Origin of the sequence: Streptomyces sp. NL15-2K, assembly GCF_030551255.1 — a bacterium.
Lineage (GTDB): Bacteria > Actinomycetota > Actinomycetes > Streptomycetales > Streptomycetaceae > Streptomyces.
This window is the reverse complement of the sequence record NZ_CP130630.1, coordinates 7,666,070-7,680,844: the sequence shown is the minus strand read 5'-3', so window position 1 is coordinate 7,680,844 and position 14,775 is coordinate 7,666,070. Positions and strand designations below refer to the sequence as shown.

Below are 14,775 nucleotides of genomic sequence, written 5' to 3'. Positions count from 1 at the left end.
GTTCCTCGAGGGCCCGGCGGAGGTGGCTCACCACCAGGCCGAGTCCAGCCGCCCCTCGATCGCCCTGAGGTTCTCCCGGGAGCAGCGGTCGCAGAAGTACTGACGGCTGCCGTTCTCCACGGAACAGGTCCAGGTGGGCGGCGCCCCTTCGGCCGGGGTGCCGCAGCAGGCGCACACGAGGGACTCGGGCTCCGCGGCGGAGCCGGCGTTGTCACTGCCTCCGGGAAGACTCGTCACCCGGCGACGATATCGCCGTGGCCCGCGGATCGGCGGGCACAACGCACCGCGGGGGCCGGTCCGTTCGGACGGACCGGCCCCCGCGGGAAGAGCTGCGCCTCCCTGGGCCGGGAGGCCACCGCTTCAGGTGTGGTCGGGACTACTGCATGACCGCCAGGGCGAGCGCACGGCGGGCACGCAGCGAGGCGCGCTCCGCCCTGCGCTGCATCCGGCGAGCGGTCGCCAGGCGCATGGCCCGGCGTTCCCGCTCGGCCTCATGCAGTCGCTCGTGCATATGCGCACGGGCGAGGGCTTCTGGGATGAGTTGCATCTCTCGGGTCCTGTTCTGGCGCGAGTCGTTCGCGCCGCTGATGGTGAAGTCTTCAGGCGTGGCGCCTGCGAGCTCGTTGGTGGACGGCTTCATCGGGGCCTGCTTCTTGGGGTCGTGCGTGAGGGGACGGTCGATCGTTCCTGCGGTGTTCATGCCGTGACCGGGTTCTTGCGCGGGCGGCCACGCGGCCGCTTCCGGGCGACGACGACACCCTGGACGAACAGCTCGCCACCCCAGACGCCCCAGGGCTCACGCCGCTCCTTGGCGCCGGCGAGGCAGGCCTCGATCAGCGGGCAGGTGCGGCAGAGGGACTTGGCGTACTCGACGTCCGCCGGCGACTCGGCGAAGAAGACCTCCGGGTCGTAGGAACGGCAGGGGACGGGCACGCCGAGGTTCTCGATGGCGTCGTCGAGCGCGGTGAGCGCGGTGAGCGGAGTCAAGGTGGAGTCCTCCGTGAGGCCGGGCGGGGGGATCGTTTCGGAAGGCGGTACGGACGGGGCGTGCGCTTCGAGTTGCACGGTTCGTCTTCCTCGTCTGGTCGGTCCGGCCCTGTTGGGCCGGGTGTCGGCTTGGTACCGGGTTCTTTTCTTGTCCCGAGGCCCCTTCGCTCCGTCATCCCCGTTCGGGGACAAACAGAAGGGCCGCGGATCCCGGATGGGGTTCCGCGGCCCTGAAGGCGCCGGCCTGATCGGCGATCAGGCTGGATCACTCCAGGGTTCTGGCCCACGGAAGGCCCACATCTGGTGGTGCTGCGTCGTCTGCTTCCGGAATCCGGCACCGGCCGCCGCGAAGGCATAGGCCTGGGCCTGTGCCACTACTGCCGCTTCCAGTGCCTTGGTCGGTCGCTCATTGCGCTCACGGACGGGAAGACCCGCGAGAGACAGAGAGGACGCCGGACGCACGGCAGGAATGCCGGACAGGCCGGTGCCCAGGTTCGAAACGCCGAGCATGCACGTGGAGACGACCGAGCGATCGGTCACTTTGGCGGAGCTGATGGAGCTGGTGTTGATGCTGATCACTGGAATCGCCTCCTCTCGGCGTCTCGGGGGACCGGGGTGAGCCAGTCCGACGGATATGCAAGTACAGCACGGAATCGGGGCCTTCGAGAAGGGCTCCGTTCCCGTGGCTAAGAACCTATGGGGATTGCTGGGGCATGCGCAAACTATTTTTTCGACGAGTTGGGCTCAAACCTTATCTTCTTCTCCCGTGAGCTCCTGGCCTGCGCAGATGGCCAGAACGTCGGCTCCGTAGCGGTTGAACTTGCGCACGCCGACCCCTGGGATCCGCGCCAACTCGCCCTCGTCGTCGGGCACGGCCTCGGCGATCGCCATCAGCGTCTTGTCGGTGAAGACGCAGAAGGCGGGCTGTCCGCTGCGTCGCGCCTGGACCGCGCGCCACGCCCGCAACCGCTCGTAGAGACCCTCGTCCATGTCGGTCGGGCAGTCCTCGCAGCGCATCAGCTTCATCTCACCGGCGTCGGTGAGCGTACGCCCGCACACCCGGCAGCGGGCCGGGGTGCGCTGCGTGCGTCGCGGGGCGGCAGCGCCCGGTCGGCTCGTGAAGCCGCGCTCGACACCGCCGGAGCCGACCGCGGCGCTCCGTCCCGCGGCGCTCCGTCCCGCGGCGCCGGTCGAGCCGGGGCGCAGGCCGTCGAGGAAACGGCTGGGGCGGCGGACCGGACGGCCACCGGGCGAGCGGGACAACGCCCAGGAGACGTGCAGGTGCTGGCGGGCCCGGGTGACGCCGACATAGAGGAGGCGGCGCTCCTCCTCGATCTGTTCGTCGGTCTTTGCGTAGGTGATCGGCATCATGCCCTCGGCGACACCGACCAGGAAGACGACGTCCCACTCCAGGCCCTTGGCCGAGTGCAAGGAGGCCAGGGTGACGCCCTCGACGGTCGGAGCGTGCTGGGCGCCCGCCCGTTCGTCGAGCTCCGCCACCAGGTCGCTCAGGGTGGCGCCGGGTCGGGCGGCGGCGAAGTCATGCGCGAGGTTCACCAGAGCCGCCAGCGATTCCCAGCGCTCTCTGACGGCTCCGGAGCCGGCCGGGGGCTCGGTGGTCCAGCCCTCTCCGGACAGCACCGCACGCACCTGGGAGGGCAGGTCGACGGCGTTGTCCAGGAGGGAGTCGTTTCCGCCGAAGCGGGCCGCGCCGCGCAGGGCGACGCCCGCCTTGCGTACCTCGGGACGGTCGAAGAACCGCTCGGCGCCGCGCAACTGGTAGGGGACGCCGACGTCGGCGAGGGCCTGTTCGTAGGTCTCGGACTGGGAGTTGGTGCGGAACAGGATGGCGATCTCGCTGGCCCGCACGCCTGCGTCGATGAGTTCGCGGATGCGGCGGGCGGCACCCTCGGCCTCGGCGGGCTCGTCGGTGTACTCGGTGTAGACGGGCTCGGGGCCCGCAGCGCGCTGGGAGACCAGCTCCAGCCGGTGGTCGGCGGCGCGGCCCCGGGCCTGGGCGAGCAGGCCGTTGGCGAGATGGACGACCTGGGGGGTGGAGCGGTAGTCGCGGACCAGCTTGACGACGGTGGCGCCGGGGTGGCGGGCGCGAAAGTCGAGGAGGTGGTCGGGAGTTGCTCCCGTGAACGAGTAGATCGTCTGGCTGGCGTCGCCGACCACGCACAGGTTGTCCCGCTCGCCGAGCCACAGCTCCAGCAGGCGCTGCTGGAGGGGGCTGACGTCCTGGTACTCGTCGACCACGAAGTGCTGGTACTGGGAGCGGACCTGCTCGGCGATGTCGTGCCGGTCCTGGAGGATCGCGACGGTCAGCAGCAGCACGTCCTCGAAGTCGATGACCGCGCGGTCGCGCTTGAGGTCCTCGTAGGCGGAGTAGAGCTGGGCGATCTCGGCCGGGGCGCGGGGAGTCTCTCGTCCGGCCTTGGCGGCCGCGAGCGGGTAGTCGGCGGGGACGGTCTGGGTGACCTTGGACCATTCGATCTCACCGGTGACATCCCGCAGCTCGCCCCGGTCGAGGCGGATACGGCAGGCGGCGGCCGCGTCGGCGACGAGCTGGACCTTGCGGTCGACAAGCCGGGGCATGGCCCCGCCGATCGCTTTCGGCCAGAAGTACTGGAGCTGGCGCAGGGCCGCGGAGTGAAAGGTGCGGGCCTGGACGCCGACGGCGCCGAGCTGGCGCAGCCGGCCCCGCATCTCACCGGCGGCACGGTTGGTGAAGGTGACGGCCAGCACACTGGACGGCTGGAGGATCCCGGCCCGCACCCCATAGGCGATGCGGTGGGTGATCGCCCGTGTCTTGCCCGTGCCGGCGCCCGCCAGCACGCACACCGGGCCGTGCAGAGCGGTGGCCACCTCGCGCTGCTCGGGGTCGAGCCCTTCGAGCACCGCGTCGGCCGAGCCCGGTGTCTGTGGGAAGAGCGAGGAGTGCGTTGCTGCTGTCACACGGCCATGCTGCCAGGTCGCCGGAGACGGGTGAGCCGGTTGTCCACAGGCAGGCACTCGCAGTCGTACTAATGCGGCAGGCGTCACCAGGCGGGCATACCCCCGCCGGGAATGGTGACCCGATCGCGGACGTTCCCCCTCTGGACGACCCGATCCCCCGAGCCACCAGAGGAGCGCGCGAGACATGCAGGGCACCGTGACGATGTACAGCACCACGTGGTGCGGCTACTGCCAGCGGCTGAAGAAGCAGCTGGAGCGCGAGGGCATCACGTACACCGAGATCAACATCGAGCAGGACCCTGCGTCCGCGGCGTTCGTGGAGAAGGCGAATGGCGGAAACCAGACGGTCCCGACCGTGCTCTTCGCCGACGGTTCGACGCTGACGAACCCTTCGCTGGCTCAGGTGAAGCAGAAGATCGGCGCGTAACCGCTCCGCGGCTTCGAACCAGGAAGGCGGTCCTCGAGGGTTCCTCGGGACCGCCTTCCCATGTGTGGCCCGGCGCGTGTCACACGCTCCGCGTCGGCAGCGGCTTGCCGTACCAGAGCTCGATCAGACGGGCCGCGATGGAGATGCCGTACGGCGGGAGCACCTCGCCGGAGTCGAAGGCGGCGCGCAGCTCGTCGCGGGAGAACCAGCGGGCCTCGTGGATCTCGTCGCCGTCGACGGTGATGTCGCCCGTGGTGGCGCGGGCCATGAAGCCCAGCATCAGGCTGGAGGGGAAGGGCCAGGGCTGGCTGGCGACGTACTCGACCTGACCGATGCTGATGCCGGCCTCCTCGAAGACCTCACGGCGCACCGCCTGCTCGATGGACTCGCCGGGCTCGACGAAGCCGGCGAGCGTCGAGAAGCGGCCCTCGGGCCAGTGGACCTGACGGCCCAGCAGGATGCGGTCGTCCTCGTCGGTGACGGCCATGATCACGGCCGGGTCGGTGCGCGGGTAGTGCTCGGCGCCGCAGGCGGGGCAGCGGCGGATGTGGCCGGCCGCGGCGATGACGGTGCGTTCGCCGCAGCGGGAGCAGAAGCGGTGTGTGCGCTGCCAGTTCTCCAGGCCGACCGCGTGCACCATCAGGCCCGCGTCGCGCGGCGACAGCAGCAGGCCCGCTTCGCGCAGGCCCGCGGCGCGCGCGGACTGGTCGATCCGCCCGGGGAGCGCGTCCTTCTGGAGGGCGAAGTAGCTGACGCCGTCCTCGTCGATGCCGAGGAAGTAGCGGTGTGCCTCGGTGAGGGGGGCTTCGAAGGAGGGCGTCATGACGAGTTCGGTACGGCCGTCCGCCGTCTCGTCGATGAGGACCTGGCCGCCGGAGACCACGAAGCAGCGGGTGGTGGGGTGGCTCCACGCCGCCGCGAGCCAGGCCTCGTCGAGCCGGTGGTGGGCGGCTCGGTCGATGCCGCTCGGGGCGGTGAGCGAGATGGGGCGGTCGGCGGTGTGGTCGGTCCAGGTGGTCACGGGTGCTTCCAACTCCCCCGGTGGAAAGTGTGTTTCGGCGGATGGTTCAGCGGGCTGTGCGGCGGGAGGCGACCGGGGCCGGCGGGGCCCCGGGGTGCGGGGCGGTCCTTCCAGTGTGCCCGCGTGCGATGCCGGTCCGGGCGGCGCGGGAGAGTCAGGGCGCATGGCGCCAGGGCTCGGCGAGGTCGCCCCACAGGTAGGCGGTGGTCTCGACGCCTTTGCGGAGCAGATCGAGTTCGACCTTCTCGTTCGGGGCGTGCCAGCCGTCGGACGGGACGGAGATACCCAGGAAGAGCACGGGTGCGCCGAGGACGTCCTGGAGGTCGGCGGCCGGTCCCGAGCCGCCGACGCGCGTGAAGCGGACGGGCCCTTCGAAGGCCCGTTCCATGGCCCGGACGACGGACTGCAGGGCCGGATGGTCCAGCGGTGTCAGGCACGGGCGCGTGGCGGCGCCGAAGGTGATCTCGGCGCGGATACCGGCGGGCACCTGCTCCGCCGCCCAGGCGCGGACGGCCTTCTCGACGTGGTCCGGATCCTGTCCCGCGACCAGCCGGAAGGAGAGCTTCACCATCGCCGAGGACGGGACGATCGTCTTGCTGCCGGGGCCTTGGTAGCCACCGCCGATGCCGTTGACCTCGGCGGTCGGGCGGGCCCAGAGGCGCTCCAGGGTGGTGTGCCCTGCCTCGCCGTGGGTGGCGTACGACTTGGCCGTGCGCAGCCACTGCTGCTCTTCGAAGGGCAGTTCGGCGAAGAGTTCGCGCTCTTGGTCGGTGAGTTCGACGATGCCGTCGTAGAAGCCTGGGATCGCCACGCGTGCGTGCTCGTCGTGCAGGGCGGCGACCAGGCGGGCGACGGCCGTGGCCGGGTTGGGGACGGCGCCGCCGAAAGCCCCGGAGTGGATGTCCTGGTCGGGGCCGTACAGCCGGATCTCGCACTCGGCGAGGCCGCGCATGCCCGTGCAGACGGTGGGTGTGTCCTCCGACCACATGCTGGTGTCGGAGACGATCACGATGTCGGTGGCGAGCCTGCTCGCATGCTCCTCGACGAGGGCCCGGAAGTGCGGGGAGCCGGACTCCTCCTCGCCCTCGATCAGCAGCTTGAGGTGCACGGCCGGGGTCGTGCGGCCGGTAGCGGCGAGGTGGGCGCGGACGCCGAGTGTGTGGAAGAACACCTGGCCCTTGTCGTCGGCCGCCCCGCGCGCGTAGAGGCGGTTTTCGCGGACGACCGGCTCGAAGGGGTCGCTGTCCCAGCCGTCCTCACGGGCGGCGGGCTGCACGTCGTGATGGCCGTAGACGAGGACCGTGGGCGCCTGGGGGTCGGCGGAGGGCCACTCGGCGAAGACGGCCGGCGCGCCCGGCGTCTCCCAGACCTCGGTGGTCGGAAAGCCGGTCTCCTGGAGCTTGGCGGCGAGCCAGTCCGCGCTGCGGCGTACGTCGGGCGCGTGGTCGGGCTGGGCCGACACGGAGGGGATGCGCAGCCACTCGGCGAGGTCGTCGAGGAAGGCGGCACGGTGCTGCTCGATGTACGTACGGACGGCGCTGACGGCACTGTCAACGGGCTGGCTCATGGTCACGAGCCTATCGGCCCGCACCGACATCCTCGTCGTGCGGTTCCTCACCCCTCGGCTCCTCCAGCAGGAGCCGCTCCAGGCCCGCGCGGTCGGGCAGGTCGTCCGGCCGTACGACCTCGCCGCTGCGGACGTAGAGGAACGCGGCCGTGACCGACTCCAGGGGCACGCCCTGCTGCTCGGCCCAGGCGAGCCGGTAGACCGCGAGCTGGAGCGGATCGGCGGTGCGGGTGCGGTTGGTCTTCCAGTCGACGATCTCGTACGTCGCTGTCTCGCCGTCGCCCTCCTTGTAGACGGCGTCGATACGGCCCCGGACGACGCGGCCGGCGATCGCCAGCTGGAAGGGGGCCTCGACGCGGTGGGGCGTACGGCGGGCGTATGCGGTGCGTTCGAAGGCGTCCTTGAGGGCTTCCAGATCCCGTTCGTCGGTGATCTCGGCCTCGTCTCCGGGCAGCTCGTCCGGCTCCAGCATGGGCAGCGTCAGCTCTTCGAAGCGGGCCTCGACCCAGGCGTGGAAGCGGGTGCCGCGACGCGCGGCGGGCTGCGGCGGACGCGGCATGGGGCGGGCCAGCTCCTGCGCGAAACCGTCCGGGTCGGCGGCCAGGCGCAGCAGCTGGGACGCGGTCAGCGACGCCGGCAGGGGTACCTCGGTGACACTCTCGCGAGCGCGCACGAGCTCCCCGGTGAGGGCGTCGAGGTCGCGGTCCCAGGAGGCGATGGTGCGGGCCTCCTCCGGAGTGAGGGGCGCGTTCTCGGGTTCTGTGGGGTGGGGGCGTGCGCTCCCCGGCGCCTCGGAGCGTTCGGGGATGTCGGGGGCAGCCGCCTGGTGCGGGACGGTCGGGCGGTCCGGGGTCCATGCGTCCCAGTCGGCCGCGGCCTCGTCGACGTCGAGGAAGTGGTCCTCGTCGGAGGCCTCCTCGTACAGGGCTCCGTCGTAGGGAGCTTCGTCGTAGGCGGGGTCGTAGGGGACTTCGTCGTCCTCGGGTGGGGCCGGCCAGTCCGGGTCGTCGTAGGTGTCGGGGTCGTGCGTGGCCGCGGGGTGGGTGTCCTCGTGGGAGGCGAGGGCGTCGAGGTGGGCCAGGACGGTCGCGGCGGCCGCCCGGCGGCGGGCCAGGGCCGCGTCGTCCAGGGGCAGGGGCCACACCTGGTCGGCGGCCTCCCGGTGCAGGACCGGGTTCTCCTCGTCCTCGGCGGGCTCGTCGGCCCACGCCTCGATCTCGCCGTGTCCGGCCGCACAGTGGTCGTACAGGGCCTGCAGGAAGTCCGACGGGCCGCGGGGCTTCTTCTGGGAGGGGCCCCACCAGTGGCCGGAGCCGAGGAGCAGGGAACGGGGGCGGGTGAAGGTGACGTAGCCCAGGCGCAGCTCCTCGGTGTGCTGGTGCTCCTTCATCTCCTCATGGAAGGCCTTCAGGCCCCGGGAGTCCCAGGAGGCCACGTCGGGGAGGGTTTCGGTGTCGCCGCGCAGTGCGTGCGGCAGCACCTTGCCCTGGGTGGTCCACTTCTCGCGGCCCCGGTCGCTGGGGAAGGTTCCGGTGACCAGGCCGGGGACGGCCACGACGTCCCACTCCAGGCCCTTGGACTTGTGCGCAGTGAGTACCTTCACGGTGTTCTCGCCGCCGGGGAGGGCGTTGTCTAGGCCCTTCTCGTACTGGGCGGCGGTGCGCAGGAAGCCGAGGAAGGCCAGCAGGGTCGCCTCGTTGTCGCCGGCGGCGAACGAGGCGGCGATGTCCAGGAAGTTCGACAGGGTCTCGCGGCGGCGGGCGGCCAGGGCGTGCGGGGACGCCGACAGTTCCACCTCCAGGCCGGTGACGGACAGGACGCGGTGCAGGACGTCCATCAGGGGATCGGCCAGGGAGCGGCGCAGCTCGCGCAGTTCGGTGGCCAGCCGCGCGAACCGCACGCGCGCGTCCGGTGAGAAGGGCAGCGAGTCGTCCTCGCCGTCCAGCGGGGTCTCCAGGAACGTGTCCAGGGCGTCTGCGAGCGAGATCACCTCGGACGGGTCGACCCCCTCGACCGCCTCGGCCAGCCGGCGGTCGGGGTCGTCGCCGTCCACGCGCGTGTGGGAGACGAGCAGCCGGGCGCGGCGGCCCAGGAGGGCGAGGTCGCGCGGGCCGATGCGCCAGCGGGGGCCGGTCAGCAGGCGGACGAGGGAGGCGTTGGCGCCGGGGTCCTGGAGGACCTCGCAGACGGCGACCAGGTCGGCGATCTCGGGCAGGTGCAGCAGTCCGGAGAGGCCGACCACCTCGACGGGGACGTCCCGCGCGACGAGCGCGCCCTGGATCTCGGCGAAGTCGGTGGCCGTACGGCACAGGACGGCGATCTCGCCGGGCGCCTTCCCGGTCCGTACGAGATGGGCGATGGAGTCGGCGATCCAGTCGATCTCGTCGGCGTGGGTGCGCAGCAAGGCGCAGCGGACCAGTCCGTCGCGTTCGGCGCCGGGGGCCGGGCGGAGGGCCTCCACGCCCGCGTGCAGGGCGCGCAGGGGCTCGGCGAGGCCATTGGCGAGGTTCAGGAGGCGGCCGCCGCTGCGGCGGTTCTCGCTGAGGGACTGGCGGGTGGCGGCGCGGCCGTCTGCGTGGGCGAAGTGCTCGGGGAAGTCGTCGAGGTTGGCGACGGAGGCGCCGCGCCAGCCGTAGATCGCCTGGCAGGGGTCGCCGACCGCGGTCACGGGGTGGCCGGTGCCGCCGCCGAACAGGCCCGCGAGAAGGATGCGTTGGGCCACGGACGTGTCCTGGTACTCGTCGAGGAGGACCACGCGGAACTCCTCGCGCAGGATCCGGCCCACGTCGGGGTTCCGGGCGAGCTGGGCGGACAGGGCGATCTGGTCGCCGAAGTCGAGCAGATCGCGTTCCCGTTTGGCGGTGCGGTAGCGGACGACCAGGTCGGCGAGTTCACGGCGGGCGGCGGCGGTCTCGGGGACCTTGCGCAGGTCGGCGTTGGTGAGTTTGGCACCCTCAAGGGCGCGCAGCAGCTCGGCGTCGTAGGCGCGCAGGTCCTCGGGTCCTACGAGGTGTTCGGCGAGCTCGGCGTCGAGCGCGAGGAGGTCGCTGACGAGGTCGGCGAAGGAGCGGGTGAGCGCCGGATAGGGCCCGGGAGCCTCGCGCAGCACGCGCGCGGCGAGTTGGTAGCGGGTGGCGTCGGCGAGCAGGCGGGAACTCGGCTCCAGTCCGATGCGCAGGCCGTGGTCGGTCAGGAGGCGGCCCGCGAAGGCGTGGTACGTCGAGATCACCGGCTCGCCCGGCGGGTTGTCCGGGTCGATGACTTCGGGGTCGGTGACGCCTGCCCTGATCAGCGCTTTGCGGACGCGCTCGGCGAGTTCGCCGGCGGCCTTGTTGGTGAAGGTGAGGCCCAGCACCTGTTCGGGGGCGACCTGGCCGGTGCCGACCAGCCACACCACGCGTGCCGCCATCACCGTCGTCTTGCCCGAGCCGGCACCGGCCACGATCACCTGCGGGGCGGGCGGCGCGGTGATGCAGGCCGTCTGCTCCGGGGTGAACGGGATACCGAGGAGCTCCTTGAGCTGATCGGGATCGGTGATACGGGCGGGCATGTCGCAGAGGCTAGCGGCGGACACTGACAGCGGAGGCCACATCGCCCTTGAGGCACAGGAGAAGCGCAGGTCAGCACCTGTGGTGCGGTCGATCACATAGACCACAAATGATCACGTGAGCTACTCGACCACGTGCCGTCCCTCGGGCCGCGCGCTGCACGAGGCCCGGAACGCGCAGTGGGTGCAGTGCTGGCCGGCGCTCGGCGTGAACCGTTCGTCGAGGACCTTGCCGGCGGCCGTGGCCAGCAGCTCGCCCACCCACTCCCCCTCCGGCGGCTCCTGCGCCTGCACCTTGGGCAGGGTCTCACCGCCGTCGCGCTTGGCGGCGCCCTGGCGCAGCTGGACGAGTTCCGCGCCGCCCGGCTCGGGGCGTGCCCCGTCGAAGGCCTCGTCGACGGCGCCCTCGCGGACGGCGAGCTGGTAGACGGCGAGCTGGGGGTGGCGCTCCACCTCCTTGGCGCTGGGCGCCTGCTTGCCGGTCTTGAAGTCGACGACGTAGGCGCGGCCCTCCCCATCGGCCTCCACGCGGTCCATCTGGCCGCGGATGCGCACCTCGTAGTCACCCGCTTCGAGACTGACGTCGAAGTCGTGCTCGCTGGCGACCGGCCTGCGGCCCGTGCGGTTCATGACGTGCCACTTCAGGAAGCGTTCGAGCGCCACGCGCGCGTTGTCCTTCTCCTGCGCCGACTTCCACGGCGCGTCGAAGGCGAGCGCGTTCCACACGGAGTCGAGGCGCTCCATGAGGACGGCGAGGTCGGCCGGAGTGTGTCCGGAGGCGACCTCGTCGGCGAGGACGTGCACGACATTGCCGAAACCCTGGGCGGCGGTCGCGGGCGCGTCGGCCTTCACCTCGCGGCCCAGGAACCATTGCAGGGTGCAGGTGTTGGCGAGTTGGTCCAGCGCGCTGCCGGACAGCACGACGGGCTGGTCGCGGTCGCGCAGCGGCACCTTGCTCTCGGTGGGCTCGAACATGCCCCACCACCGGTAGGGGTGAGCGGACGGCACCAGGGGGCGACCGTCCTCGTCGGCGAGGGCGGCGAGCCGGGCCAGTCGGCGGGCGGCGGCCTCCCTGAGGGTGTCCGAGACGCGCGGGTCGACGGTGGTGGCGCGGAGTTCGGCGACGAGCGCCGCGACGGACAGCGGGCGGCGGGGGCGGCCCGTGACGTCCTGTGGTTCGACGCCGAGTTCGGTCAGGAAGCGGGAGGGCTGGTCACCGTCGTCGGCGGGTGCCTTGACCGCGGTGACGACGAGACGCTCACGCGCGCGCGTGGCGGCCACGTAGAACAGGCGGCGCTCCTCGGCGAGCAGCGCCCCCGCAGTGAGCGGTTCGGCCAGGCCGTCACGGCCGATGCGGTCCGCTTCCAGGAGGGAGCCGCGGCGGCGCAGGTCCGGCCACAGGCCCTCCTGGACGCCGGCGACGACGACCAGCCGCCACTGCAGGCCCTTGGAGCGGTGCGCGGTCATCAGGCGGACGGCATCGGGGCGTACGGCCCGCCGGGTGAGCGTGTCGGCGGCGATGTCCTCGGCGTCGATCTCCTCCAGGAAGTTCAGGGCGCCCCGGCCGCCGGTGCGCTCCTCGGCGCGGGCCGCGGTCGCGAACAGCGCGCAGACGGCGTCAAGATCGCGGTCGGCGTTGCGTCCGGCCGCGCCGCCGCGCCGGGCGGCCCGCTCCAGGCGCATGGGCCAGGGTGTGCCCTCCCAGAGGTCCCACAGCGCCTCCTCGGCCGTACCGCCGCCCGCGAGGCGCTCACGGGCCTTCCTGAGCAGCGCGCCGAGACGCTGGGCACCACGCGCGTACGTGGGGTCGTGCACGGCCAGGCGCTCCGGCTCGGCCAGCGCCCGCGCGAGCAGCTCGTCCGAGGGCGGCGGCAGCGGGGTGCCGGCGGCCCGCTCCTCGTCGCGCAGGGCTCGGCCGAGGCGGCGCAGGTCGGCTGCGTCCATGCCCGCGAGGGGGGAGGCGAGCAGAGTGAGGGCGGTTTCGGTGTCGAGCCAGGAGCTGCCGCCGGGCTCGGGAAGGTCGGACGCGGCCTCGTCGGCAGGCCCGTCGGTCCGCGCCGCCTCCGCCGTGGCCACCGCCCTCAGCGCCGTCAGCAGCGGTGCCACCGCGGGCTCGTGCCGCAGGGGCAGGTCGTCGCCGTCGATGTCCAGGGGAACGCCGGCCGCGCTCAGCGCGCGGCGGACCGTCGGGATGGTGCGGGAACCGGCCCGCACCAGGACGGCCATGTCGCTCCAGGGGACGCCGTCCTCCAGGTGTGCCCTGCGCAGGATGTCGGCGATGTTGGCCAGCTCGGTGCCGGGCGTCGGGTACGTGTAGACCTCGACCTGGCCCCCGTCCCGTACCGGAGTGAGGTCACGGTGGGCGCGCACCTTGTGGGCCGGGAGGCGGGTCAGCGGCATGCGCTGGGTCAGCAGCCGGGACGCGGCCAGCACGGTGGCGCCTGAGCGGCGTGAGGTGCGCAGGACCTCGACGGGCGCGGGTCGGCCGTCCGCGCGCGGGAAGGCCCGCGGGAAGTCCAGGATGCCGTTCACGTCCGCGCCGCGGAACGCGTAGATCGACTGATCGGGGTCGCCGAAGGCGACGAGGGTGCGGCCGCCGCCGGCGAGGGCGTGCAGCAGCCGTACCTGTGCCGGATCGGTGTCCTGGTACTCGTCGACGAAGACGGCGTCGTACTGTGCGGCGAGCCGCTCGGTGACGTCGGGGCGGCGGGCGAGGAGGACCGCGCGGTGGACCAGTTCGGCATAGTCGAGCACGCCCTGCAGGTCGAGCACGTCGAGGTACTCGGCGAGGAAGGCGGCCGCGGCACGCCAGTCGGGGCGGCCGATCCGGCGGGCGAAGGCGTCCAGGGCGCCCGGGCCCAGGCCCAGTTCACGACTGCGGGCGAGGACCGCGCGGACCTCGTCGGCGAAGCCGCGGGTGGTCAGGCAGGCGCGCAGCTCGTCCGGCCAGCGCACATGCGCGAGGCCGAGCCGCTCCAGGTCGGGCTGGCCCGCCAGCAGTTCGCGTACGGCGACGTCCTGCTCGGGGCCGGACAGCAGCCGCAGCGGCTCCACGAACAGGTCGGTGTCCTGGTGGGCGCGGACCAGGGCGTAGCAGAACGAATGGAAGGTGGTCGCCTGGGGAGCGCGTGCCGCCCCTATGCGCAGCGCCATACGGTCGCGCAGTTCCACGGCCGCCTTGCGGCTGAACGTCAGCACCAGCACGCGCGCGGGGTCCCCGCCCCGGGCGATGCGCGCCGCCACCGACTCGACGAGCGTGGTGGTCTTGCCGGTGCCGGGACCTGCGAGAACGAGCATCGGTCCGGTGTCGTGGTCAACCACGGCTCGCTGTGCGGCGTCCAGTCGAGGGGGATCCACGCGGGCCGGCGGGGTACGCACCGGTCGGTAAGCGCCACGGTTCCCCTGTCGCACCTGGGTGTGCGACAGGCGCCTGGTGGAGGAAGAGGAGCTCACGTGGTTCGCCGGTCCTGGTGGGTGTGCTGTGGGAAGGACCGCCGCGCGTGGAGGGCGGTGGCCGGGGGGTGAGAGGGATGCGCGCTGGCGACGCTACGCCGACGGACGGTACGGAAGCAGGGCTTCCGCTTCTTCCCTCACGACACTCGGGACTCGTACGTCCCTCGCCTCACGAACGTACGGCATGCCAGGGACGTGCCCCGCTTCCCCCGTACGGGCTTCGGGTTGCACTTCTACCCGTCCGATGGCGGATGCTGTCAGGTGTGACCCTCCGCGCGTTCGCCGCCGTCCCAGCGGGCCCGTCTCATGTCGACCCGCGGGAGATGGCCCTCGGCGGCCCTGCCGGCCTGCTTCAGAGGCGTGCCCTCCGCACGGTAGTGGCCGAGCGCCTCCAGTTCGTGCCCGGGAAGAAGCACTCCGTCCGCGCGCACGACACGCCACCACGGCACGGCCCCTCCGTAGAGGGACATCACACGGCCGACCTGACGGGGGCCGCCCTCGTCGAGCCACTCGGCGACGTCGCCGTACGTCATCACGCGCCCGGGCGGAATCCGTTCGGTGACGTCGAGGACCCGCTCGGCGTACTCCGGCAGCGTGTCCGCGTGCTCCCCGTGGGCGTCGTCCTTCGGCAGGCTCTCCTCGCTCATCCGCCCCATATTGCCCCACGCCACCGACAACGTGACGCGCTCGCGACCGTGCGTAGCCCTCGCTCCGGGGCAGCGCTTCGGGCAGACTGTGCGCCCCCGCATGTACACCCTGACGCCCCCGAGTGTCGGTGGGGCATGCCACCATCGTGCGGGCGGTGACTGGTGATA

The 14,775-nt window shown here is 72.3% G+C and carries 11 protein-coding genes; 1 reads left to right on the top strand and 10 read right to left on the bottom strand.

Translation table 11 applies throughout. The features are described from left to right. Positions 1-27: 27 nt before the first annotated feature. From Q4V64_RS34750 to Q4V64_RS34730, 5 genes are all read right to left on the bottom strand, one after another. Entirely contained in the window at positions 28-237 is a 210-nt protein-coding gene (locus Q4V64_RS34750) for a hypothetical protein (protein ID WP_124439277.1), read from the bottom strand. 139 nt (positions 238-376) lie between these two features. Beyond that, the gene (locus tag Q4V64_RS34745; RefSeq protein WP_124439278.1) at positions 377-700 is read right to left on the bottom strand and encodes a hypothetical protein; all 324 of its coding nucleotides are present in this window, start codon (positions 698-700) and stop codon (positions 377-379) included. Beyond that, positions 697-1,065, bottom strand: coding sequence for a WhiB family transcriptional regulator (locus Q4V64_RS34740; protein ID WP_019072119.1), 369 nt, complete (start codon positions 1,063-1,065; stop codon positions 697-699). Before Q4V64_RS34740 ends, Q4V64_RS34745 begins: the two co-directional genes overlap by 4 nt. A 177-nt stretch (positions 1,066-1,242) precedes the next feature. Continuing rightward, the gene (locus tag Q4V64_RS34735; protein ID WP_172629124.1) at positions 1,243-1,566 is read right to left on the bottom strand and encodes a hypothetical protein; all 324 of its coding nucleotides are present in this window, start codon (positions 1,564-1,566) and stop codon (positions 1,243-1,245) included. A 165-nt stretch (positions 1,567-1,731) separates the two neighbouring features. Further along, positions 1,732-3,945, bottom strand: coding sequence for an ATP-dependent DNA helicase UvrD2 (locus Q4V64_RS34730; protein ID WP_172629125.1), 2,214 nt, complete (start codon positions 3,943-3,945; stop codon positions 1,732-1,734). Between the two features lie 184 nt (positions 3,946-4,129). Between Q4V64_RS34730 and Q4V64_RS34725 the strand changes: the two genes are divergently transcribed. Continuing rightward, positions 4,130-4,372, top strand: coding sequence for a mycoredoxin (locus Q4V64_RS34725; RefSeq protein WP_124439280.1), 243 nt, complete (start codon positions 4,130-4,132; stop codon positions 4,370-4,372). Positions 4,373-4,451: 79 nt separating this feature from the next. Here the strand turns inward: Q4V64_RS34725 and nudC are convergent, their stop codons facing one another. The 5 genes from nudC to Q4V64_RS34700 form a co-directional block, all read right to left on the bottom strand. Further along, positions 4,452-5,393, bottom strand: coding sequence for an NAD(+) diphosphatase (nudC, locus tag Q4V64_RS34720; RefSeq protein WP_124439281.1), 942 nt, complete (start codon positions 5,391-5,393; stop codon positions 4,452-4,454). A 154-nt stretch (positions 5,394-5,547) separates the two neighbouring features. Beyond that, complete coding sequence (locus Q4V64_RS34715) at positions 5,548-6,960, bottom strand: dipeptidase (RefSeq protein ID WP_124439282.1); 1,413 nt, start codon at positions 6,958-6,960, stop codon at positions 5,548-5,550. A gap of 10 nt (positions 6,961-6,970) precedes the next feature. Further along, positions 6,971-10,510 (bottom strand): ATP-dependent DNA helicase, encoded by a 3,540-nt coding sequence (locus Q4V64_RS34710; protein ID WP_172629126.1) that lies wholly within the window; start codon positions 10,508-10,510, stop codon positions 6,971-6,973. A gap of 120 nt (positions 10,511-10,630) precedes the next feature. Further along, positions 10,631-13,960, bottom strand: coding sequence for an ATP-dependent DNA helicase (locus Q4V64_RS34705; RefSeq protein ID WP_124439284.1), 3,330 nt, complete (start codon positions 13,958-13,960; stop codon positions 10,631-10,633). A gap of 257 nt (positions 13,961-14,217) precedes the next feature. Continuing rightward, complete coding sequence (locus tag Q4V64_RS34700; RefSeq protein WP_124439285.1) at positions 14,218-14,607, bottom strand: MGMT family protein; 390 nt, start codon at positions 14,605-14,607, stop codon at positions 14,218-14,220. Positions 14,608-14,775 lie beyond the last annotated feature (168 nt).